A 22,313-nucleotide genomic window follows, 5' to 3' on the forward strand; every position below is an offset into this window, starting at 1 on the left:
GGCTCGCTATAATCGCTTAATCAGCGCATATTGATTTGGTTTCGGCGCGTCTTTTTTCTTTTATGCTTCGATTTTCTACAGCGGGTGAGAGCCATGGTGAGGCTCTGGTTGCACTGATCAGCGGATTGCCCGCGGGTATTCCGGTTGACCAGGAGTTCGTGAACCGCGAGTTGTGGCGGCGTCAGCAGGGATATGGGCGCGGCGGCCGCATGCGGATCGAGAAGGACGAAGCGCACATTCTCTCCGGCGTGCGGCATGGCAAGACGATTGGCTCACCGATTGCGATGACGCTGGCGAATCGCGACTGGAAGAACTGGGAACAGATTCTGCCGGTTGAGGGTGGCGATGCGTCGCAGCATAAGGCTGTGGCGAGCCCGCGGCCGGGGCATGCGGATCTTGCGGGTGCGCTGAAGTACGACTTTAAGGATGCGCGTTACGTGCTGGAGCGGGCGAGCGCGCGCGAGTCGGCGGCGCGAGTGGCGTGTGGCGCGCTGGCGAAGCTGCTGCTGCGGGAGCTTGGAGTGCAGGTCGTGAGCCACGTTGTTCGCGTGGGAACAGCGCAGCTTGCGCGCGAGGTTTCGTTTGATGAGGTCGCAGCGATTGCTGGCCGCGACGAGGTGATGCTCGCGTGTGCGGATGCGGAGTCCGAGGCCGCGATGAAGGGCGAGGTCGACAAGGCGCTGCGCACGGGTGATACGGTCGGCGGAGTGTTTGAGGTGATTGTGCACGGGCTGCCGCCGGGCATCGGCACGCACGTGAATTGGGATGAGCGGCTGGATGGCTTGCTGGCGCAGGCGCTGATGAGTCTGCAGGCGGTGAAGGCGGTTGAGCTTGGACGCGGAGTCACGGCAGCCGAATCGCCAGGGTCCGCGGTGCACGATGCGATTGCGTATGCGAGCGAGGGAGAGGGCTCGGGCGAGGGCTTCACGCGATTCCGCCGCGAGAGAAATAATGCTGGTGGGGTTGAGGGCGGCATGTCGAACGGCGAGGATGTCGTGGTGCGCGGCTATCTGAAGCCGATCTCGACGCTGCGTCGGCCGCTTGGCTCGGTGTCGTTTGAGACGCGCGAGGCGACGAAGGCATCGTATGAGCGGTCGGATGTTTGCGTCGTGCCGGCGGCGGGAGTTGCGGGCGAGGCCATGGTTGCGCTGACGATTGCGCGGTTGGTGCTGGAGAAGTTCGGCGGCGACAGCCTGAATGAATTGAAGCGCAACTTCCACGGATATTGCGAACAGATTCGAGCGTTTTGAATATGAGCGAAAAGAAGGAAAACGAGAGCGCAACTGCCGTTGCCGCGACTGAGCAGGAAGGTGCGAAGATCCATCCGATCGTGAAGTATCCAGACCCTGTGCTGGCGACAAAGGGCGCGGCGGTGACGGAGTTCGGGCGGGAGCTCGCGCAGTTTGTGGAAGAGATGTTTGCGAGTATGTATGCCGCACACGGGATCGGCCTTGCGGCTCCGCAGATCGGCGTGTCGAAGCGCATCACGGTGATCGATGTGAGCTTCAAGGAACAGCCGGAAGACAAGCTGGTGCTGATTAATCCGGAGATCGTGGAGCGCGAGGGAAAGCAGTTCGAGGAAGAGGGCTGCCTGAGTCTGCCGGAGATCCGCGAGAAGGTGCAGCGCGCGGCGCGTGTGAAGGTGCGGGCGCAGGATGTGAACGGCGAGTTCTTTGAGGTTGAAGGCGAGGAGCTTCTTGCGAGAGCGATGCAGCACGAGATCGACCACCTGGATGGCGTGCTGTTCATCGACCGGCTGAGCACGCTGAAGCGCGACCTGGTAAAGCGACGGATCCGCAAGCTGCAGAAGAACGGGCAGTGGTGACGGCCGATGCGGCTGGTTTTTTGCGGAACACCAGAGTTTGCTGTGCCGTCGCTTGAGGCGCTGCTTGAGCATGGGCACGATGTTTCGCTTGTGCTGACGCAGCCAGATCGGCCGGCGGGACGCAGGATGGAACTGCAGCAGTCGGCGGTGAAGCGCGCGGCGCTCGGACGGGGTCTTCGCGTGCTGCAGCCGGAGAAGATCAAAAACAATGAAGAGCTGCGCGGGGAGCTGGAAGCGATTCGGCCGGATGCGATCATCGTTGTTGCGTACGGGCGGATTGTTCCGGAGTGGATGCTGAAGTTGCCACGCTTCGGCAATATCAATCTGCATGGGTCGTTGCTGCCGAAGTATCGCGGAGCGGCGCCGATTCAGTGGGCGGTGGCAAATGGCGAGACCGAGACGGGCGTGACTACGATGCAGCTCGATGCAGGACTGGATACAGGCGATGTTCTGTTGGAGCGGCGGGTGCCGGTTGGGCCGGATGCGACCGCGGCTGAGTTGTATCCGCAGCTTGCTGCGATTGGTGCCGAGCTAATGATTGAGACGCTCGACGGGCTCGAGCGCGGGACGTTGAGGCCGCGCAAACAGGATGATTCGCAGGCGACGCTGGCGCCGATTCTGACGCGCGAAGATGGTCGCATGGAGCTCGAGCGCAGGACAGCGCGCGAGGCTTACAACCGGTGGCGCGGGTTCTCTCCGTGGCCAGGTGCGCATGCGGAGTTTCGCGGCAAGAGGTTCCTGGTGCATCGGATGCATCCGCTGACGATGAGCGATGCCGAGCTTGCGCCGGGCGAGCTTGCGTTCGTCGATGGTGCTCTAATCGTGGGCGCCGCGGATCGAGCGCAGCTTGTGCTCGATGAAGTGCAGATGGAAGGCAAGGCGCGAATGCCTGGAGCACAGTTTGCGAAAGACTTTCAGCTTCGGCAGGGAGAGCGTCTTGCCTAAGCCGAGGCAGGGCGGCAGCAGGAACGCGGCGCCGGCACAGACAAACAGCGTGAGTCCGGCGCGGTGGGCGGCGTTTCGGGTGCTGATGCAGGTGGGCACGACCTACGCCCACAGCGATGATTTGCTGCATGGTGTGGAGCTGCGCGAGCTATCGCAGGCTGATCGCAATCTTGCGACGGCGCTGGTGATGGGAGTGCTGCGCTGGCAGATTGCGCTGGATGCAGAGCTAGCGAAAGTGCTGATGCGTCCCGATCAGCCGCTGCCTGATGAGCTGCGAATTGCGTTGCGGATGGGCGCGTTTCAACTGAGGCATATGGATCGTGTGCCTGCGCATGCTGCGCTGAGCGAGAGCGTAGAGCTTGCGCGCGCGGCCGGACATCCAAACGCGGCAGGGCTGGTGAACGCGGTTTTGCGGAAGCTCTCTGTGGCAAAGGCGCCGGGCAAGCCGATTGTCGAATCGGTCGATGCGCTTGCGACGCGTCTTGGACATCCGGCGTGGATGGTGAGGCGATGGGACGCGTTCTATGGTCGAGAGGCGGCGACGGCCATCTGCGACTACGACCAGCGCGAGCCCGCCCGCGGCAATCTGTTCCTGCCGGACGAGGCGGCGGAAGATGTGGATACGAATCTGATGGATGATGGGTCGCGGCTGGTCGCTGAGCTTGTGGCGGCGAGTCATCCATCACCGGAGCGGATATGGGATGCGTGCGCCGCTCCAGGAGGGAAGACTGCGGTGCTTGCGCGCCTTCATCAGGCTGCGGAGGTACTGGCGACGGATATCAGCGCGCGGCGATTGCAATCGATGGAACGGCGGCTCGAGAAGGAGATGCCGGGGCGGAAGATTCGCACGCTGGAAGCCGATGCTGCTGAACTTCCTGCGGCGGAGGGAAACTTCGATTTGATTTTGTGCGACGTGCCCTGCAGCGGGACCGGAACGCTTGCACGGAACCCCGAGATTCGACATCGGCTGCAGGCTGCTGAATTCGAACGCCAGGCAGCGCGGCAGCAGAAGATTCTCAGCGGCGCTCTAAGGCGGCTAAGGCCGGGCGGACGTCTGCTGTACTCGACCTGCTCGCTTGAGCCGGAGGAGAACGAAGCCGTTGTGAGAGCAGTTCTCGCGGAGGGAAACGCTCGGCAAAAGGTACGTATGTTTTCAATTGCGGAGTTGCTGGAGAAGCTGCGATCTAACGGTGTAGTTCGCGAGGACGCAGGACAGCTGACGCAGCTCGCACGCGGAGACACAATGCGCACGCTGCCCGGAGCCAATTTTCAGGGTGATGGATTTTTTGCCGCCGCGTTTGCGCGCGAAGAGTAAGAAGCTACTGCGGAGTGGCTGCAGGCGAAGGCGGCTGCGGTGAAGGAGCCGAGCTGTCGGTCGATGAATGCCCGAAGGTCAGCTTCACTGTTGAACCTTTGCTGGCGCGATGTCCGGGCTCCGGCGATTGAGCCGTGACAGGACCAACCGGGACCATCTGGACTGGAGCGGGCGCGGGTATCTGTGGTGGCGTTCCACTGCCGTTGATGCCCGCGTTGGGCGATTGCGGCTGCTGGGGCGCAGCGGCGGGCGTTGAGGCCGTTGCAGGCGCGGATGCGGGTTGCGCGAGGGGCGCCATTTCGCCAAGCGCGGCGACACGCAAGCCAAGCGCAATCGCGGCACGGTTTGCTGCGGTCCAGCTCATCCCGACGAAGGACGGCATGACGAATGCATCGGAGGCACCGGCGCCCTGCTGGCTAAGCAATAGATTCACGCGCGGCTGATCCACGCCGGCGTCGGGAGGCGGCGTCTGCGCGAGAACCATGTCCGTGTCGCCGGGCGCATCCATATGGGCCAGTGTGCCAAGGTCGAGCGACGACTTGCGCAGGTCCAGTGATGCCTCGCGGACGGGCTCGCCGACAACATCGGGGATCGTCACCTGCTGCGGACCAAGGCTCTCGGTGACGCGCAACTGCCAGCCGCGGCGGACTCGGGAGCCAGCGGCGGGTGACTGGGAGAGGATGCGTCCCGCAGGGACAGTGCGTGAGTAGAACTTGTTCTCAATGTTCAGATCAAGGCCGCTGTGCAGCGCGGCCTCGCTGGCCTGCGCGACGGTGAGGCCGGAAAGATCAGGAATGGCCACCTCGCGGCCGTGCAGCGCGAGCCGCAACGCCAGCCCCGCGAATAGCACGAAGACTATGAGCACCACCAGCGCGCCGAGGAAGATTCGGAAGAATCGTCGCATTCGTGTCCAGCATACAGGCTTCGACGCGGCGCCGTGTTATCTGCGATTGTCGGAGGCGGGTTCCGGGTGGATAAGCACGCGCGTGACCTGCGGATGCTGGACCCGGAACTCGTTTTCAAAATCGGTGATGATCGCATGCACGCGGCTCATCGGCAGATCGTCCGGCAGAGTGCAGTGGCAGTTGACCTGGATCGCATTGGCGGCGCCGCCGTGACCGCGTGTAACGGTGATCTCGTGCACATCGAGGATCTCAGGGAAGTTTGCAGCGGTCTTGCGAAGCTGCTTCTCGAGATTGGCGGCCGTCTCGAGCGGCACAGCATGCGCAATTGTTGCGGGCTCACCTTCGATGTGAGTGAGCAACGTCGCGATGCCGGGGACCTCGCGACGAATGTCAGCCTCGAGCTGCGTGGCGATCTCGTGGGCATTGCGCAGCGGCATCGACTCGGGTACTTCGAGGTGCTGTTCGAGATGCAGCGTGCCATCGTATTGCTGCAAACTCACGTCATGAACGTTCAGGTTGAGACGCGCGGCCACGGCACGGACGCGATCGAAGGGACTCTCGTCGATCGTTGCGGTGGGCACGGTTTTTACAACGACATCTGCGCCGGTGAGCCGCTTCTGGACGGTTTCTGTTGCCGCCATCGTAACCTGCTCAGAACGCTGAAAGCTGAGGGCGCGCGGAAGGCCAAGGGTGAGATCCACGAAGTAATCCGAGCCCGAGCGCCGGACACGCAGCCGCTGCACGGAAACGATGTCAGGGATCGTTTTCAGGTCCCGGAGAATTTGTCCTTGAATTTTGTCGCGGACCTCGGGGGGTGTGGCGTCGAGCAAGGAGTCGAGTGTCTTGTGCGCGAGATTCCAGGTGACGTGCAGGATAATTCCGGCGACGACGAGCGCGGCGATCGGATCGGCGTAAAGCAGTACAGGCCGATTCCATCGTTGGCCCGCAAACGAGAACAGAAGGCCAGCGATGACTGCAGCCGAAGACCAAATATCGGTGCCGAAGTGTACTGCGTCTGCCTCCAGCGCGATACTGCGGTGTTCCTTTGCGACACGATGCAACGCTGCGGAACGGGCGGAGTCTACGACGATGGAGAGGAGAAGAACAACGATCGGCCAGATCGAAAAGCGCAACGCTAGCCGCTCGGGATGCAGAATGCGCAGGATGGCCTCTGTCGCAATCCATATGCAGGAGGCAACCATCAATGCGATTTCCACTACTGCCGAGAGGGCCTCAACTCTGCCGTGACCGAAGGCATGTTCGGCGTCTGCGGGCCGATCCGATACGCGCACAGAAGAAAAAGTCAGCAGTGACGCGATCAGATCGATGCCAGAGTGCGCAGCCTCGCTCAGCATCCCCAATGAACCGGTCAGCAGCCCTGTGAGGAGCTTCAGGAGAGTGATTCCGGAGGCGGCAAGGAATGACGTCAGCGCAGCCGTGCGCTTTGCATAAGCGCGCGCGTGGTGATCGGTGCTGGCGACGTTCTGCGTGCTTCCGGCCATGCCGTGAGGATACATGCGCTCGCTTAGGCTTTGATGCCTCGGTACAAACCGGCAGCGCGCAGAAGATAGCCTTCCCAAGTGCAGTGCCTAAATCCGGCATCCTGCATCAGTTGGAGCATTCGCGGTGGGCGAGGAAAGCGCCGAACGGAGGCGGGAAGGTATTCGTAGGCGGCGCGCTCGCCGGAGATCCAGCCGCCGACTACGGGCAGAATGCGATGGAAGTAGAGGTTGTAAAACGCGCCGCTCAGGCCGCCCGGCTGGTTGCACTCGAGGATGCCGATGCTGCCGCCGGGTCGCAGCACGCGATGAATCTCCGCGAGGGCGGCGGCGTAGTTCGTCAGGTTGCGGAAGCCGAACGCGGAGGTTACGAGGTCGAAGGAGTTGTCCGGGAAGGGAAGCGCCATGGCGTCGCCCTCTGTCCAGCGGGCATTCTGGCGCGCATATTTGCTCTCGGCTTGACGCAACATCTCTGGAGAGAAATCGAGGCCGATGACAGGTTCTGCTTCTATATTTGTGGGGCGCCGGGCGAGCAGCGCGCCGGTTAAGTCGCCGGTGCCGCAGCAGATGTCGAGCACGCATGCATCGGGCCGGGCGAGGATATCGCTGAATGTGCTCGCGGTGCGGCGCCACCAGCGGCGATCCAAACCGAAGGAAAGCAGATGGTTGAGTCGATCGTAGGTTGGCGCAATGGAGCCGAAGAGCTCGCGTACGTGCGCTGCGGCTTCCGGCTCAGAGCTCTCTGCTGCGGGCCGTGCGCCTTCCGTGGTTTCGTTGCCGTGAATCGTCGTGTTCACCGCAGGGCTCCGTCGAGGTGCGGCTGCTCGGTGCGGGCCTCTTCGACGATTTCTCGTGCGGCAGCAAGCAGCTCGTGTTCGGTCACGTCGCGCACTATCGTGACGCTACCGATACTCGTCGGCAGAATGAAAGAACGTGCGCCGCTGCGGTTCTTCTTGTCCTTGGCGGTGAGCGCGACGAGATGATCTGGCTCGGCGCGGAATGGCTTGAGCGGACCGTATGCGCGGATGAGGGCTTGCATGCGGTCGGCTTCGGGTGTCGTGATTGTTCCACGCGATGCTGCAATGCGAATCGCAGCGAGCATGCCCCACGCCACGGCTTCACCATGCAGCAGTTGCTTGTAACCCGTGGCCGCTTCGATTGCGTGCCCGAGCGTGTGCCCGAGATTGAGGATCATGCGCAGGCCCGATTCGCGCTCGTCGGCGTTTACGACATCCGCCTTTACGCGCACGCTGGCCGCGACGACGTCTGTGAGGACTCCGGCGTCTCCGGAAAGCACTGTGTCGTGTTTGCGTTCGAGCAGCGCGAACAGATCGGGATCGCGAATGATGCCGGCTTTGATGGACTCCTGCAGACCCGCGCGGAGCTGGTCGGCTGGCAGGGTGCTCAGCGTGGAAACATCTGCGTAGACGGCGAGCGGATGATGAAAGGATCCGGCCAGGTTTTTTCCAGCGGCGAGATTCACGCCTGTCTTGCCGCCGATTGAACTGTCGACCTGCGCGAGAAGCGTTGACGGCACCTGCACGTAGCGGATGCCGCGCATATAGATTGCAGCGAGGAAGCCGGTCATGTCGCCGATCACACCGCCGCCAAACGCGATCAGCACGGAATCGCGATCAGCGCCGGCCTCGGCGAGTTCTTCGAGCAGGCGCTCGACTGTGGCCAGTCGCTTGTGTGACTCGCCGCTAGGAACGGTGAGTGTTGACGGTGTTGCGGGGAATCCGCCGAGCAGTTCATCGCCCCACAGCTTCAGAATCTCTGGCGAGCTGACTACGAACACCCGCTGCTTGCCGGCGCGGAGGCCGCCCTGCAGAAGCGCGTCTACACGCGCACCGATAGAGGCGAGCAGATTCGTGCCGATCTCGACGTCGTACGAAAGATTCGGCGTGCGTACTGTAACGATTCTGGAGTCGGAGGACACCTCATCAGGATAGCGCGTCGCGGCTGCAAGGTTTCCCTAGGCCTCTGATTCAGGGGCCTCAAGCTGGGGCTGCGGTTTAGCGAACACCAGCGATGCCGCGATCGTAATCGCGAGCAGGACAGCGATGACCACCAGCGAGAGCATCGGGCCAATTTCGATGCGCGGAGAGATAAGCATCTTGATAGCCGCGAAGGCGAGGACCGCCGCGAGTCCGAAGTGCAGGAAGCGGAGCCGCGCGAGCATCGCAGCCAGGAGTACGTACAGCGATCTGAGCCCCATGACGGCCATGATGTTCGACGTGTACGCGAGGAACGGCTCGCGCGTAATACTCAGCACCGCGGGAATGGAATCGGTTGCAAAGACAATGTCGCTGAGTTCAATCGCGAGCAGGGCGAGCATCAGAACGGTGATCATTCGCCGGCCGTTTTCGTACGCGAAGAACGTGTCCTGCCGTTCGCTGACTGGGTGAATGCGGCGGATCCACGTGATCCACGCGGGAGTCTTTTCCTTTTCATGGCTGGGCAGTACGAGACGAACGGAGCTGATGAGCAGCAGCGCGCCGAAGACATAGCTGATCCAATGGAAGCGATTCAGCAGGCCGACGCCGGCTGCGATGAACGCGCCGCGCATGACAATGGCGCCCGCGACTCCCCAGAAGAGCACCCTTGGCTGGCGCTGCTCTGGAATCCGGAAGATGCGAAACAGAAGAAGGAAGACGAACAGGTTATCGACCGAGAGAGACTCTTCGATCGCGTAGGCCGCGAGATACTGCACGGTTCCACGGGAGCCGAAATGTGGGAGCAGTAAGCCGGCGAGAGCCAGCGCGGCGGCAACCCAGATGAAGGTTGCGTAGAGTGCTTTGCGGCGCGTCTCGCGCACACGGTGCGCCATCAAGTACTCGGCTGCGAGCAGGAGAATCAGCGCGGCGTGGAATGCAATCCAGTAGGAGATTGGCGTCACCACCCGCGGAACTCCTTCCGGCGCTTGAAGCGCTGCTCCAGCTTAGTGCTCGTTGATCAGCCGAATCAGATCCAGGAAGAGATCGGCCGAGACCTGCAGGCTCTGTGCGCTCAGCTTGTCCATTGTGTCCTGTGCAGTGTGATGGTACGCGTAGTCGCCTCGCTGTTGATCGAAAGGCCCATACTCATACGCGATGACATCCAGCACCGGAACTCCGCGCTGCTTGAACGGAATGTGATCGTCGTCGATCGGGCCGGAGTTCCGGAACATCATGTTCGAATGGCCTGTGTCCTTGCCGGCCTTAGCGAGCAGATCGAGCAGCCATGGCGTGGAGTTTGCCTCCCGATCGATGTTCATGTTCTTCGCACCAATCATGTCCGCGACGATGAAGGCTTTGATTTTGCCGAGAGTGCCGTCGGCGCTCCATTTGGCGGCGATGTGCCGTACGCCATAGAGCGAGTCGGCGTCGGTCCACTGCTGATTGATCGACTCTTCGCCGTCGTCGAGCAGCAGCCACACGGAGTAGCCTTGCGGCGGATGCTCGCGCAGGTATTGACCGATTGCGATCAGCAGCGCGGTCGTGCAGGCGCCGTCATCCGCCCCGATGAAGTTCACGTCCTTGAGCCAGTAGTTCGTCTCGTAATGCGAGGCGAGGACGATGATGCCGTCCTTCTTGCCCGGGTACTTCACAATGAAGTTCCGCATCGGCACTGTGCCGATCGGCGTGCGTGCGTAGAATTCGTCGGTGACGAAGTCGCCCTTGGCCGCCTCGGGCTGAAAGTGCTGGCGGATGAAGTTCTCCGCTGCCGCGTGGCCGGGTGAGCCGACGTAGCGTTTCGGCGCGACATCGACGTATTGCTGCGTCAACCGCAGGACTTCAGCTCCGGAAATAGCATGGGACGCGGCTGGCGTGGCAGCGTGCGTTTTCGGCGAAGCGAAGAGTGTCTGGGTCCACGCCAAGGCGAACAGCAGCATTGAGTGCATCGCTGCACGGGTGAGCAAACGGCGCTTCATCAGGCTGCTCCTTTTAGTTCTGCCTGCTTCTTTCGCCGGCTTGGGTGAACGAAGTACGCCACGGCCACTCCTATGAAGTACAACGCCAGCATTGGCGCAGCGAAGAGGCACATGGCGGTAGGCTCGGGCGATGGGCAGATGATTGCTGCAACCAGGAAGATCGCGAGGATCGCGTAACGGAAATGCTTCAGCAGAAACTTTGCATCCACCAGGCCGAATAGCGAGAGGAAAAAGATCAGCACGGGCATTTCAAAGCAGATGCCCAGTCCGAGGATGACGGCGAGGAAGAATCCCGTGTAGTCCTCGATCGTGATCATGTGGGTGAAGTTCTTTCCGAAGTCCTGGATCAGAATCACCATCGCGCCGGGCAGCACGTAACGGTAGCCGAACCACGCTCCTGCAAGGAACAGAACGACGGTGATGAAGAGAAACGGAAAGACGTACTTCTTCTCGTGCGCGTACATTCCCGGAGAAATGAACAGCCACACCTGATAAAGGATGAACGGGCTGGCGAAGATTGCGCCAAAGACAAGCGCCGTCTTGATGAACAGATTGATCGCATCCGTCGGGTGGGTCATCGTCATCGAGAGGTGAATGTCGAGCAACGGCCTCTGGATGAAGTTGACGAGACGCACGTGGAAGATCCAGGCAACCACCATGCCAAGCCCGAGGTACATCAGGGAGCGGAGGAGGCGCGTGCGCAGCTCCTCCAGGTGCTCCATGAGGCTCATCCCGGGCAGTTCAGCGCGTTCCTGCGCGGCATTGCGCGCGCGATCGAGAAGGTCAGCGGCCACTGGACTCGCCTTCTGACACGGCTACGGCCGCGTGCTCTTGTTCGGCCGAGGAAGGGATGGCTTCCAGTAAGCCGCCTCCGAAAGGATCTTCGGACCCATTGGTTCCTCGCGCCGCCGGCAGGCCGGTCGATGGCGGCATCATCTTCAACTCGCCTGAGGTGGCAATCGGCAAGGGCTCGGTCGGTGGCTCAGTCACTGGCTCCGGGGCGGTCACGGCTGGTTCAATGCTCTCTGCTACCGGCTCCGGCAGGTGGGGGTGCGACGACTCCTCAACCGGTAGTGCCACAGGAGCGGCGGCTTCCATGGCGGCAATCTGCTTCTGCCGTTCTTCCTGCTCGGACTGGCGGAGCTCCTCTTCCATCTGCATCTTGAACTCGTTGGAAGCGCGGCGGAACTCGCCCACCCATTTGCCCAGCTCGCGCGCCAGTGCAGGCAGCTTCTTGGGCCCGAAGAGCAGGAGTGCCAGCACGAACAAAAAGATGCTGTCGGAAAAGCTAGGCATGTCGATAACGATGATACCGGGCAGCGATGCGGATAGCCAAAGCCTCGCCCATAACTGAAGGGGGCAGAAAAATTTGCGGGTTCGATCCGCAGACAGTTCCGGGCCTGATACGTCCCACTGGCATGACAGCAAGAAGGATGGGGAGCTGCGGGCCGACCTGCGACAATGGTGTTGAGGAGACAACGGTGTATCCATCGCGGAAAGCCGCCGGGCGGATTGTGGCTCGTGGCGGCGCGGCTCTCGCGCTTGCGGCGACGGTTCTGTTGGCCGGCTGCCACAACTTCTTCGTCTGCCAGAAGGCGAGCTGTCCTTCGAGCGGGAGCGGCGGCGGGTCGACCAGCACCGACTACGTCTATGTTTCAAACGCGACGGCGGGCTCGACGTATGTGTCCGGCTATAACATCGGCAACGGCTCGCTCGCGGCGATCACGGGCTCGCCGTTCAATCTGACCTACATCCCGGTGGCGATGACCGTTTCACCGAATGACGCCATCCTTTATGTGGCCAGCTTGCCGGGTGCAGCGAATCCCGGCATTTACGTCTATTCGATCAATTCAAGCACCGGCCAGCTGTCCGGTCCCAACGGCGGACAGGTGCAGATCAGTGGCGCTATCTCGTCTATGGACATCTCGCCTGACGGCAAGTTTCTGTTCTCCGTCGACACGACAGGAACCCTTCTGACCGAGTACACAATCGACAGCAGCGGAAACCTTGCGCGGGCGGGAACCTTCGGTCTGCCGGGTACCGACTGCACTCTGGGCGGCGCGGTGATCAGCCAGACGTGCACGGTCAAGGTCGCTCCGAGCGGAGAGTTTGTACTTGCTTCGCTTGGCAGTGCCGGGACGGCCATCTACCCGTATTCGAGCAGCTCCGGCATCACGACTACCAGTCCACTGGTCATTCCTTCAGGGTCGACGCAGGCATCGCCAAGCGGGGATTACTCCGTTACGCTCGACAGTAACAACTACGTCTATATCGCCCGGACGAGCGCGCTCGCCGTTTATCAGATTACGGATTCGGCCGGAGATGCGAGCCTCAAGTCGACGGCAAGCTATGCTACCGGCGTTATTCCGCGCTCCATCGTGCTCAGCGCGAATCAGGGATACGTCTACACCGCGAACGAAGGCGCGGGGACCATCTCGAGCTACTCGATTAACAGCTCCGCCGCGCTCACGCAGGTGTCTGGCTCGCCGTTCACCGGGCCCACAAACGTCTCTGCCCTCGGCGTCGACAAATCCGGCACCTACATGGTGGCTGCCGGCTATAACGGCAGTTCCGGGGTTCAACTCTTTACGATTGGGAGCACCGGGGGCCTGACGCTTGTTACCAGCGCGGGCACCGGAACGTCTACTGCCTATCCCGCCATACTTGCCATGACTCACTAGCATCTTTCATATCCGCCAGCCCACCCGACTTCAACCGCCGAGGAATTTGCACATACATGTCTCCTGATTCGCACTCGACCTCCGTCCGCCGCAGGCAATTTCGGCAGGCACGCTGGCTGCTGGCCATCGCCGCGATCTGCGGGCTCATCGTCCCGTCGGGCTGCAGCCGCTTTCGTGCGCACAGTGAGACTCAGTATGTTTACGTCATCGCCAAAAACAGCATTCTGCGTGACCGCGTTGCTGCCGTCTCCAACCGCACCGGCGAGGTTACGAACGGCGAGAAGCTCGAGGTGCTCGAACGCGATCGGCGGTTCGTCAAGGTGAAGACGCCGGAGGGCAACGTTGGATGGCTCGAGACCCGCCTGACGGCGGACCAGGCTCTTGCGGATCAGTTCGATGCTCTACGGCGGCAGCATCAGAAAGATCCCGTAATTGCCTCCGCCACCGCACGCGACGACGTTTACCTGCACATCAGCCCGGGACGCGAGACTGACCGTTTCTTCCGTCTCTCCGAGAACGATCCTGTAAGCCTGCTCGAGCGCGCCACCGTAGCCAAGCCGCTGCCTCCCGGCGGCCTCGTCGCGGACGCGCAGAAACCGGCGACTACGACGAAAGGGAAGCCCGCGCCAACCACGCCACCTCCTCCTGCCATGGAAGACTGGTGGCTCGTCCGCGGAGCCAACGGCCAGACCGGCTGGGTCTACTCGCACCTGATCGACGTGAGCGTGCCGGACACGCTCGCGCGGTATGCCGAAGGTCAGCGTGTGGTCGGCTCCTATCTCCTGACCACGGTCAACGACCCCGAGTCGGGCATGCTCGACAACGGCCAGACTGTCACCAGCGTTCCTGAGTACGTTGCGGTGCTCAACTCGTGGCAGGCCGGGCTGCCGTACGACTTCGACCAGGTCCGCGTCTTCATATGGAACATCAAGAAGCACCGCTACGAGACCAGCTTCCGCGAGCACAACATCGAGGGCTATCTGCCAGTGAAGCTCTTCAAGTCGAAGGATCCCTACGGCAAAGCCCCGGACGCTATGCAGCAACTGCCGACGTTCAGCTATAACGTGCTTTCGGCCGATGCGCCGCAGCCCGTGCCAGATCCGAAGACTGGCGAGATCAAGCCTGCGAAGGTAATCACCAAGACCTATCGGCTCGAGGGCAATATCTGCCGGCGCATCCTGCCGCCGAACACGCCGCCTCCTGCGGAAGCGCATCCGGCACCGGAACCCAAGAAGGAGAAGAAGGGACGGAAGCGCTAAGCGTAGAACCGCCGAATCGCATCCACTACGGTCTCAACTTCATCCTCGCGCAGCTCCGGATAGATCGGCAGCGCGAGCACCTCGTCTGCCGCGCGCTCGCTCTCGGGGAAGTCGCCTTTGCGGTAGCCGAGAAATGCCAAACTCTCCTGCAGGTGCAGCGGTAGCGGATAGTAGATTTCCGACCCGATGCCCTCGCTGGTGAGAAAGGCTCGCAGCGCGTCCCGTCGCGGCGCGCGAATCACGTACTGGTGGAACACGTGCTCGGCCCGTGGATCGGTCCACGGCAGCACGACACCGTCGGCAACGCTCGAACCCACCAGCCCCGCGTCGCGGAATTCTGCGTCGTATAGCGAAGCCAACTCCCGCCGCCGAGCGTTTCCGGCGTCCAGCCGCGTCAACTTCACTTCCAGAACCGCCGCCTGGATGGTATCCATGCGCGCGTTCCAGCCAATCTCGTCATGGAAGTACCGCCTCCGCATGCCATGTGTCCGCAGCATGCGCACGCGCTCGTCCGTGTCGGCGGACCGCGTCGTGACCATGCCGGCGTCGCCCATCGCACTCAGGTTCTTGGTCGGGTAGAAGCTGAACGCGGCCGCATCCCCCAGTCCGCCCGCGCGGACCCCGTTCCACGATGCCCCAAATGCCTGCGCGGCGTCTTCCGCGATCCTCAGGTCGTACCTCTTCGCCAGCTCCGCTAGGCCGTCCATCTCGGCACACTGGCCGTATAAATGTACGGGCATGATGGCCGAGATCCGTGTTGCTCCCACCGGAGCGGCCCTCTTCAGCCCCTCCTCGACGGCCGCAGGGGACAGGTTGAACGTCGCGGGGTCGATATCTGCCAGCACCGGGACCGCCCCGGCCCGGAGGATCGAGCTGACCGTCGCGAAGAAGCTGAAGGGGGTCGTAACTACGGCATCACCGGGGCCCAGTTTCAGGGCCGCCAACGCCAGCCAGAGGGCATCGGTGCCGCTGGCGCACCCTGCCGCATACCCCACACCGCACGCCTCCGCGGCCGCCCGTTCGAACCGCTCGACCTGGGGGCCTAGGATGAATCGCTGCGAATCGCAGACGTCTTCGATGGCCGAAAGCACTTCATTCCGGATCGCGGAGAACTCGCGCCGGAAATCAAGCATCTGAACGGTTTGGCGGGTGCCTTTCGAGGTCGTCTCTGACATTGCTTTAATCCTACGCTGCCGCCTGTGGTTCTCCCGGCGCAGGGCAGCGGGACGGCTTGTTGCGGGAGGTCGCCGAAGACTGTAGGGTAGTGGTTGCACTTTGGGCAGTGCGGGGTTTGGCAGCAGAGGCCCATCGGCAGCAAATTGTTTGACAGACGTATCACCCAGGAGATCGGCCATTATGGACTCGAAGCCGGCGCAGAATATTCAGGACACCTTTCTCAACACTGTTCGGAAGGACAAGAGCCCCATCACCATTTATCTGGTCAGCGGCGTCAAGCTGACAGGGCGGATCCGTTCCTTCGACAAGTACTCGGTACTGCTGGAGAACAACGCGCAGGAGCAGCTTATTTTCAAGCACGCGATCTCCACCGTGGTCAGCGGCCGACCGGCGCTGCACACCGAGCCGAGACCGGCGGGCGCGCCCGGCGCAGAACATCGACCTGGGCCGGCCTCCGCGACCGCTGAGGGCACTCCGGCCACGCCAACTGCCGTCGCTCGCTGAACGCGAACGCCGGGCCGGGTATCAGCCGGAAGAAACTAGAGAGTCGTATGTCAGCAGCTCCTCATGCCATCGCTGGGCGGGCACGCGGCGGTGCCGCGCGGGAGCGCGCGGTGCTCGTCGCCGTCGACTTCACCAGCGGACGCCCCGGTCTTTCGCCGGCGGCCCGGCAGGCCCGTGCGTCTGCCGCGCTTGACCGTGCGACCCGCGGCGAAGCTGCACCCGAAGCCGCCGAACCGACGCTTACTCGCGACCTCGAGTTCGACCTGTCGCTGGCCGAATTCCAGGAACTCGCCCGCTCCGCTGAAGCCGAGATCGCCGCGGTGCTCGTGCAGCACCGCCCACGCCCCGACCCGGCAACTCTCGTCGGCGGAGGCAAGCTCGACGAGATCGATGCCACGGCTCGCTCCACGGAGGCCGATCTCGTCCTCTTCGACCATGACCTATCGCCATCCCAGCTCCGGAATCTTGAGGCGCGGTTGCCCTGCCGCGTGATCGATCGAACGCAGCTCATTCTCGACATCTTCGCCCGGCACGCCCGTACCCGCGAGGGCCAGCTCCAGGTCGAGCTCGCTCAGCTTGAGTACCAGCTCCCTCGCCTCGCCGGCCGCGGCAAAACCATGTCGCAGCTCGGGGGCGGCATCGGCACCCGCGGCCCAGGTGAGACGCAGCTCGAAACCGATCGTCGCCGCATCAACGCCCGCATCGACCGCATCAAGCAGCAGCTTGAGGCTGTGCGCCGCATCCGCCGCCAACAGCGGGGGCGCCGCGAAGCCGTTCCCGTTCCCACCGTGGCGCTCGTCGGCTACACCAACGCCGGCAAATCGACGCTCTTCAACACTCTCACCGGAGCTGAAGTCCTCGCCTCCGAGCGCATGTTCGCCACGCTCGATCCCAAGCTTCGACAGCTCACGTTGCCCTCGCGCCGCAAGGTCCTGCTGTCGGACACTGTCGGATTCATCCGCAAGCTCCCGCACAGTCTCGTGACCAGCTTTCGGGCGACTCTGGAAGAGGTGGAGCGCGCCGAGTTGCTCCTGCACGTTCGCGACTCCGCCAGCCCGCTGCTTGAAGAGCAACGGGTCGAGGTCGAGGCTGTGCTCACTGAACTTGGCGTGCAGGACAAGCCCACCCTCCAGGTCTTCAACAAGATTGATCTGCTAGCCGAAGGCGCCACGCCAATGCCTGCAGGCGCGATCGCAGTCTCTGCGCTCATGGGCCAAGGTCTCGACAATCTTCTTCAGGCGATCGACGCCGCACTCACGGCCGACCCGCTCGTCGAGGCGAAGTTCCGGATTCCGCAGTCGGAAGGGCGCGTTTTGGCAGCACTCGAGCGCGGTGCGACGCTGCTCAACCAGAGTTATGAAGGCAACAACATTGCGCTGACCGCTGTGGGACCGACATCGCTTCTCGGCCGTTATCGGCGCTATCAGGCAAATGGCGATAACAACAATACAGGCCGCCTGAGTGGGGAGCGGAGGTAAATCCCCTTTCACGCGGCCTGCACGACCCGGAACGGGTCTCGGGTGGTAGCCTTAGTGTACGCCTCCCGACGCAAGATGCACCAAAAAATCTCGCGAAGGGAGCACAAATTGAACGTCGCTGGCGGACATCCTGGCGGTTGATTATCGCCATTATCCACCGATTACCGGTCTCGCAGTTTTGACGTTCAAAGCGCGCGTTTGCTACAACTAGAAGGAACGTAGGTATGGAATCTGCGCCGCCTGAAGTGTGCGCACTCAGCGGGCAGCGAAAAGCCCCGCCGCCCGTCCTACCCGTAGAATTACATGGAAATTCTCAACCAACTTGGTGGTCTGCTGCTCGGCGCTGTGCCGACTGCGATCTTTTTCATCCTGCTCGTGGTCGCCTACGGCATTTTGGTCCGCCGGCCGCTGGAGCATACCCTCGCCGAACGGCGCGCCCGTACCTCCGGGGCTGTCGAGCAGGCCCGCGGCGCCATCGCCGCTGCCGAAGCCGAGACCTCTGCCTACGAAGAGAAGCTCCGCGCCGCCCGCGCGCAGATTCTAGCCCTGCGTGAGCAGCAACTGCAGCGTCTGCAGGCCGAGCGCGAAGCCGCTCTCAAGGACGCGCGTGAGCAGGCCCAGAAGAAGATTCAATCGGCCAAGGCTGACATCGAGAGCTCGACCGTCATCGCTCGCGAGCAGATTGAGCGCGCTGCCGCGATGCTCGGAGAGCAGATCATCAAGGCCATTCTGCCGGTCGGCGAGGCCGTTGCGGAGGCCCGTCAGTGACATTCTTTTGCATGATCTCCCGCCGTCTTCGGCGCTGCTCGTTTGTCGCTCTGCTTGCGCTTGCGCTGATGCCCGTTCCCGCGTTGCAGCTGCACGCACAGGCTCACGCGCATCATGAACAGCCGCGTCAGCAGGCTCCTGCTAACGCCGGTGAGGCCTCCGAGCCGGATAACGCCGTTCCCGAGAAAAAGGAAGAGGTCCGGGACGAGAACGATGAATATCGTCACTCGGCCGCGGTGCGGAAACTCGGCTCCTGGATTGGCCTCGACGCCGAACAAGCGGCGACGGCATTCACGCTTGTCAATTTCCTTATCCTTGCGATCGCCGTCGGGTACGGGCTGCTGAAGCTGCTGCCGAAGACCTTCGCTGCGCGCAACACCAGGATCCAGAAGCAGCTCGTTGATGCGCGCACTGCTACTGAAGAGGCCAGCGCCCGCCTGAACTCCGTAGAAGCTCGCCTCTCCAAGCTCGACGACCAGATTGCCGCGATGCGCCATCAGGCTGAATCCGACGCCGAAAAGGAAGCGCGTCGCATCCGCGCCAGTGTCGAAGATGAGAAGACGAAGATCCTCGCTGCCGCCGAAGCTGAGATTCAGGCCGCGACATCGGCTGCACGCCGCGACATTCAGCAGTTCGCCGCCGGCCTGGCGATCGAGCAGGCTGCACGCAAGCTCGTGGTCACTGCCGAAACCGACCGCCTCCTTGTTGAAAGTTTCGCCCGCCACCTGACGGGCGATAACGGAGGAAAGAACTGATGGCTGTCGTCGACCTCCGTTACGCGCGTGCTCTCGCCGCCGTCGTCACCAATCAGCAGCTCGACCTCATCGCTTCACAGGGCCAGCTCGAGAACTTTGCGAATCTGCTCGAGGAAAGCGCTGAGCTTCGCGAGGTGCTGCAGAATCCTTCGATCCCCGAAGCGCAAAAGTTGAAAGTGCTCGACGCGCTCGCGCCACGGCTTGGCCTCTCGCGGCCCATTCGCAACTTCATCGCCGTGATTACGCATCACCAGCGCCTGCATGAACTCCGCGACATGATCGCGGCGTACGCAAAGATTGCAGACGCAAACTCCGGCATCGCCGAGGTGGAGATCACTACAGCCCGTCCGCTCGATGCTGACAACCGCCGTCTGCTCGAGCTGCAGGTCGCCAGGCTTGCTGGCGAGCCGCGCATCCAGGCTACATACCGCGAGGACGCCTCGCTACTTGGCGGCGCGGTTGTGAAGCTTGGCTCGACGGTCTACGACGGTTCGGTCCGCGGACAGCTTGAGCAGATGCGACAGCGGTTGGCCGCAGCGGGCGCCTGACAACTGCCGGCGCGCAGGTCTAGAGTCAAAAAGGTTCAAAGAGAAAAAGGGAAGAGCATGGCACAGATTCAGGCAAACGAGATTACCGAGCTGCTGCGCAGCCAGATTGACAATTACGAGCAGCGCATCCAGGTCGACGAGGTTGGCACGGTCATCACGCTCGGCGACGGCATCGCCCGCGTGCACGGGCTCGACAAGGCGATGGCCGGCGAGCTGATCGACTTCCCGCACGGCGTCTCCGGCCTCGCGATGAACCTCGAAGAGGATCAGGTTGGCGTTGTTCTGCTTGGCGACTACACCGAGATCAGCGAAGGCGACCAGGTCAAGCGCACTGGCCGCATCATGGACGTCCCAGTCGGCGAGGCTATGATCGGCCGCGTCGTGAACGCGCTCGGCCAGCCCATCGACGACAAGGGCCCCATTAACACTCCGCACCGGCTTCCCGTCGAGCGCCTCGCTCCCGGCGTCATTGCGCGCCAGTCCGTCACCGAGCCGATGGCCACCGGCATCAAGGCCATCGACACAATGATTCCGATTGGCCGCGGCCAGCGCGAGCTGCTTATCGGCGACCGCCAGACCGGCAAGACTGCCGTCGCGCTCGACACGATCATTAACTCGGCGAAGAACAATCTCATCTGCATCTACTGCGCGGTCGGTCAGAAGAGGTCTTCGGTCGCGCAGGTCGTTCAGACGCTCGAGAAGTACGGCGCGATGGCCTATACCATCGTCGTCGCCGCCACGGCGTCCGAGCCCGCGCCGATGCAGTATCTCGCTCCCTTCGCAGCGACCGCGATGGGCGAGTACTTCCGCGATAGCGGCAAGCATGCGCTGATCATTTACGACGATCTGTCGAAGCATGCCGCGTCCTATCGCGAAATCTCGCTGTTGCTGCGCCGTCCGCCGGGACGCGAGGCCTACCCGGGCGACGTCTTCTATCTCCACTCGCGTCTGCTGGAGCGCTCGGCGAAGATGTCCAAGGAGAATGGCGGAGGGTCACTCACTGCGCTTCCGATCATCGAGACGCAGGCCGGCGACGTCTCGGCGTATATTCCGACGAACGTCATTTCGATCACTGACGGACAGATCTTCTTCGAAACCGACCTCTTCAACTCCGGTGTCCGCCCGGCTGTGAACGTTGGTCTTTCGGTCTCGCGCGTAGGATTCGCCGCCGCCATCAAGGCGACCAAGCAGGTCGGCTCCACGCTGAAGCTCGACCTCGCGCAGTATCGCGAACTCGCTGCGTTCGCGCAGTTCGGTTCGGATCTCGACAAGGTCACACAGAATCAGCTGAACCGTGGATCGCGCCTTACTGAGCTGCTTAAGCAGCCGCAGTTTCACCCGCTGACGTGGGTGCAGCAGGTGGTCATCATCTACGCCGGAACGCAGGGCCTGCTCGACGACGTCGAGGTGAAGGACATCCGAGCGTTCGAAGACGGCCTGCATCCTTATATGGAGGGTGCGCAGAGCCAGCTCCTGGCCGACATCGAGGCCAAGAAGGCGTTCGACGACGATCTGCGCAAGCGCCTTACCGGCGCCATCAACGAGTACAAGCAGGACTTCAAGGCAAAGCTTGCCGACAAGAACCAGGACAAGGATCAGGCCAAGCAGACCGCAGGAGCCGCTGCTTAACCCATGCCCAACGTACTCGATCTACGTCGCCGTATCCGCAGCGTGAAGAATACGCGGCAGATTACGCGTGCCATGAAGATGGTCTCCGCAGCCAAGCTGCGGCGCGCGCAGGAGCGTGCTCTGCAGGCGCGTCCGTACGCGCAGATGCTCACGAATGTCCTTGAGTCTTTAGTGCGCCGGACAGATCTTTTCGACGAACAGACCGGCGACATTATGCACCCGCTGCTGGTTGAACGCGAGGAGAAGAACGTCCTCGTCGTCGTCATCGCTGGTGACAAGGGCTTCGCCGGCGGCTTCAACTCGAACATCGGCAAGGCAGCGCAGAAGTTTATCGATGAGCGCCGTGGGATGGGTCAGAACGTCGACCTCGAGCCGATCGGCAAGAAGGCGATTGGCCTGTACAAGCGGAAGTATCCGGCGGCCGTCTACGAGCACAAGGAAGAGCTATACGACAACGAGCTCGCGAGGCACATCGAAGACATCCGTCATCGCGCGCAACCCATCGAGGTCGCGGCGGAGCACGCCGACCTGCTCATCAAGGCTGACATCGGGCACATCTCGGAGATGGCCTACTCCATCATCGACCGCTACGAGCGCGCCGAGATCGACGCTGTCTATCTTGTCTACAACGAGTTCAAGTCCGTAATCTCGCAGCGCGTCGTGGTTGAGAAGCTGCTACCGATTCGCAAGCTCGGCACGCATGAGATCACAGCGTCGGAAGAGATGACCGAGGAGCAGAGGGAAGCCGCAGCACGCGCCGCTGAGACCTCCGGTGTGTCGATCTACGAGCCCGAGGAGTCTGTGATCGAGCAGGAGGCGAAGCGCTTCGGCACCGCTGATGTCGACTACATCTTCGACCAGGCACCGGACCGTCTCTTTCGTCACCTGATGCCGAAGTACGTGACGACCCAGATATTCCACGCGCTGCTTGAGTCGATTGCCGCCGAACATGCCGCGCGCATGACCGCAACCGATGCGGCAACGAAGAATGCCGGCGAGCTGATCGACAAGCTGTCGCTGACGATGAACCGCGTTCGTCAGGCTGCCATCACGAAGGAGATTATCGAGATCGTTTCGGGTGCGGCGGCGCTGTAAAGATTTTGGTTGAGAGTT

Annotated in this window: 22 protein-coding genes; 13 read left to right on the forward strand and 9 right to left on the reverse strand. The window is 62.3% G+C overall.

All coding sequences use genetic code 11. From position 1 onward, the window contains the following. The first annotated feature begins 62 nt into the window (after positions 1–62). The 4 genes from aroC to VGU25_09875 are packed head-to-tail and all read left to right on the forward strand — an operon-like array spanning position 63 to position 4,085. Positions 63–1,250 (forward strand): chorismate synthase, encoded by a 1,188-nt coding sequence (gene aroC / locus VGU25_09860; protein ID HEV2577503.1) that lies wholly within the window; start codon positions 63–65, stop codon positions 1,248–1,250. Positions 1,251–1,252: 2 nt separating this feature from the next. Next, complete coding sequence (gene def / locus VGU25_09865; GenBank protein ID HEV2577504.1) at positions 1,253–1,825, forward strand: peptide deformylase; 573 nt, start codon at positions 1,253–1,255, stop codon at positions 1,823–1,825. A gap of 6 nt (positions 1,826–1,831) precedes the next feature. Beyond that, positions 1,832–2,770 carry a methionyl-tRNA formyltransferase gene (gene fmt, locus VGU25_09870; GenBank protein ID HEV2577505.1) on the forward strand — a complete coding sequence of 313 codons (939 nt, stop codon included), beginning with the start codon at positions 1,832–1,834 and terminating at the stop codon, positions 2,768–2,770. Further along, entirely contained in the window at positions 2,763–4,085 is a 1,323-nt protein-coding gene (locus VGU25_09875) for a transcription antitermination factor NusB (GenBank protein HEV2577506.1), read from the forward strand. Before fmt ends, VGU25_09875 begins: the two co-directional genes overlap by 8 nt. Positions 4,086–4,089: 4 nt before the next feature. Here VGU25_09875 and VGU25_09880 read toward each other — a convergent pair whose 3' ends face one another. The 8 genes from VGU25_09880 to VGU25_09915 are packed head-to-tail and all read right to left on the reverse strand — an operon-like array spanning position 4,090 to position 11,698. Further along, positions 4,090–4,989 carry a PASTA domain-containing protein gene (locus VGU25_09880; GenBank protein ID HEV2577507.1) on the reverse strand — a complete coding sequence of 300 codons (900 nt, stop codon included), beginning with the start codon at positions 4,987–4,989 and terminating at the stop codon, positions 4,090–4,092. A 36-nt stretch (positions 4,990–5,025) separates the two neighbouring features. Continuing rightward, positions 5,026–6,507: a cation-efflux pump gene (locus tag VGU25_09885; protein HEV2577508.1), complete on the reverse strand. Its 1,482-nt coding sequence runs from the start codon at positions 6,505–6,507 to the stop codon at positions 5,026–5,028. A gap of 8 nt (positions 6,508–6,515) precedes the next feature. Next, positions 6,516–7,286, reverse strand: a complete 771-nt coding sequence (gene ubiE / locus VGU25_09890) for a bifunctional demethylmenaquinone methyltransferase/2-methoxy-6-polyprenyl-1,4-benzoquinol methylase UbiE (protein HEV2577509.1) — start codon at positions 7,284–7,286, stop codon at positions 6,516–6,518. Continuing rightward, positions 7,283–8,428, reverse strand: a complete 1,146-nt coding sequence (gene aroB / locus VGU25_09895) for a 3-dehydroquinate synthase (protein ID HEV2577510.1) — start codon at positions 8,426–8,428, stop codon at positions 7,283–7,285. Before aroB ends, ubiE begins: the two co-directional genes overlap by 4 nt. A gap of 36 nt (positions 8,429–8,464) precedes the next feature. Next, positions 8,465–9,388 (reverse strand): TerC/Alx family metal homeostasis membrane protein, encoded by a 924-nt coding sequence (locus VGU25_09900; protein ID HEV2577511.1) that lies wholly within the window; start codon positions 9,386–9,388, stop codon positions 8,465–8,467. Between the two features lie 42 nt (positions 9,389–9,430). Then, entirely contained in the window at positions 9,431–10,402 is a 972-nt protein-coding gene (locus tag VGU25_09905) for a M28 family peptidase (GenBank protein ID HEV2577512.1), read from the reverse strand. Further along, positions 10,402–11,196 carry a twin-arginine translocase subunit TatC gene (gene tatC / locus VGU25_09910; protein ID HEV2577513.1) on the reverse strand — a complete coding sequence of 265 codons (795 nt, stop codon included), beginning with the start codon at positions 11,194–11,196 and terminating at the stop codon, positions 10,402–10,404. Before tatC ends, VGU25_09905 begins: the two co-directional genes overlap by 1 nt. Further along, positions 11,186–11,698, reverse strand: a complete 513-nt coding sequence (locus tag VGU25_09915) for a twin-arginine translocase TatA/TatE family subunit (GenBank protein ID HEV2577514.1) — start codon at positions 11,696–11,698, stop codon at positions 11,186–11,188. The genes tatC and VGU25_09915 overlap by 11 nt, the downstream gene beginning before the upstream one ends. Before the next feature lie 185 nt (positions 11,699–11,883). On the opposite strand from VGU25_09915, the gene VGU25_09920 reads away from it, so the two are divergent. Continuing rightward, entirely contained in the window at positions 11,884–13,083 is a 1,200-nt protein-coding gene (locus VGU25_09920; GenBank protein ID HEV2577515.1) for a beta-propeller fold lactonase family protein, read from the forward strand. A gap of 56 nt (positions 13,084–13,139) precedes the next feature. Then, complete coding sequence (locus VGU25_09925) at positions 13,140–14,342, forward strand: SH3 domain-containing protein (GenBank protein HEV2577516.1); 1,203 nt, start codon at positions 13,140–13,142, stop codon at positions 14,340–14,342. On the opposite strand, the gene VGU25_09930 is transcribed toward VGU25_09925, so the two are convergent. Further along, complete coding sequence (locus VGU25_09930) at positions 14,339–15,517, reverse strand: DegT/DnrJ/EryC1/StrS family aminotransferase (GenBank protein HEV2577517.1); 1,179 nt, start codon at positions 15,515–15,517, stop codon at positions 14,339–14,341. The two genes, VGU25_09925 and VGU25_09930, sit on opposite strands and share 4 nt — an antisense overlap. Positions 15,518–15,698: 181 nt before the next feature. On the opposite strand from VGU25_09930, the gene hfq reads away from it, so the two are divergent. The 7 genes from hfq to VGU25_09965 all read left to right on the forward strand — a co-directional run bounded on the left by hfq (position 15,699) and on the right by VGU25_09965 (position 22,295). Beyond that, entirely contained in the window at positions 15,699–16,022 is a 324-nt protein-coding gene (hfq, locus tag VGU25_09935; GenBank protein HEV2577518.1) for an RNA chaperone Hfq, read from the forward strand. 47 nt (positions 16,023–16,069) lie between these two features. Further along, positions 16,070–17,500: a GTPase HflX gene (gene hflX, locus VGU25_09940; GenBank protein ID HEV2577519.1), complete on the forward strand. Its 1,431-nt coding sequence runs from the start codon at positions 16,070–16,072 to the stop codon at positions 17,498–17,500. 303 nt (positions 17,501–17,803) lie between these two features. Then, on the forward strand, positions 17,804–18,268 hold the full coding sequence (locus tag VGU25_09945) for a hypothetical protein (GenBank protein HEV2577520.1): 465 nt from the start codon (positions 17,804–17,806) through the stop codon (positions 18,266–18,268). Further along, the gene (locus VGU25_09950) at positions 18,265–19,023 is read left to right on the forward strand and encodes an ATP synthase F0 subunit B (GenBank protein HEV2577521.1); all 759 of its coding nucleotides are present in this window, start codon (positions 18,265–18,267) and stop codon (positions 19,021–19,023) included. Before VGU25_09945 ends, VGU25_09950 begins: the two co-directional genes overlap by 4 nt. Continuing rightward, positions 19,023–19,571, forward strand: a complete 549-nt coding sequence (atpH, locus tag VGU25_09955) for an ATP synthase F1 subunit delta (GenBank protein ID HEV2577522.1) — start codon at positions 19,023–19,025, stop codon at positions 19,569–19,571. Before VGU25_09950 ends, atpH begins: the two co-directional genes overlap by 1 nt. A gap of 57 nt (positions 19,572–19,628) precedes the next feature. Next, positions 19,629–21,200 carry a F0F1 ATP synthase subunit alpha gene (atpA, locus tag VGU25_09960; protein HEV2577523.1) on the forward strand — a complete coding sequence of 524 codons (1,572 nt, stop codon included), beginning with the start codon at positions 19,629–19,631 and terminating at the stop codon, positions 21,198–21,200. Positions 21,201–21,203: 3 nt separating this feature from the next. Next, positions 21,204–22,295 (forward strand): FoF1 ATP synthase subunit gamma, encoded by a 1,092-nt coding sequence (locus VGU25_09965; GenBank protein HEV2577524.1) that lies wholly within the window; start codon positions 21,204–21,206, stop codon positions 22,293–22,295. The last annotated feature ends 18 nt before the right edge of the window (positions 22,296–22,313 follow it).

This window comes from Acidobacteriaceae bacterium (assembly GCA_035944135.1).
In the GTDB taxonomy this organism is placed as follows: domain Bacteria; phylum Acidobacteriota; class Terriglobia; order Terriglobales; family Acidobacteriaceae; genus Granulicella.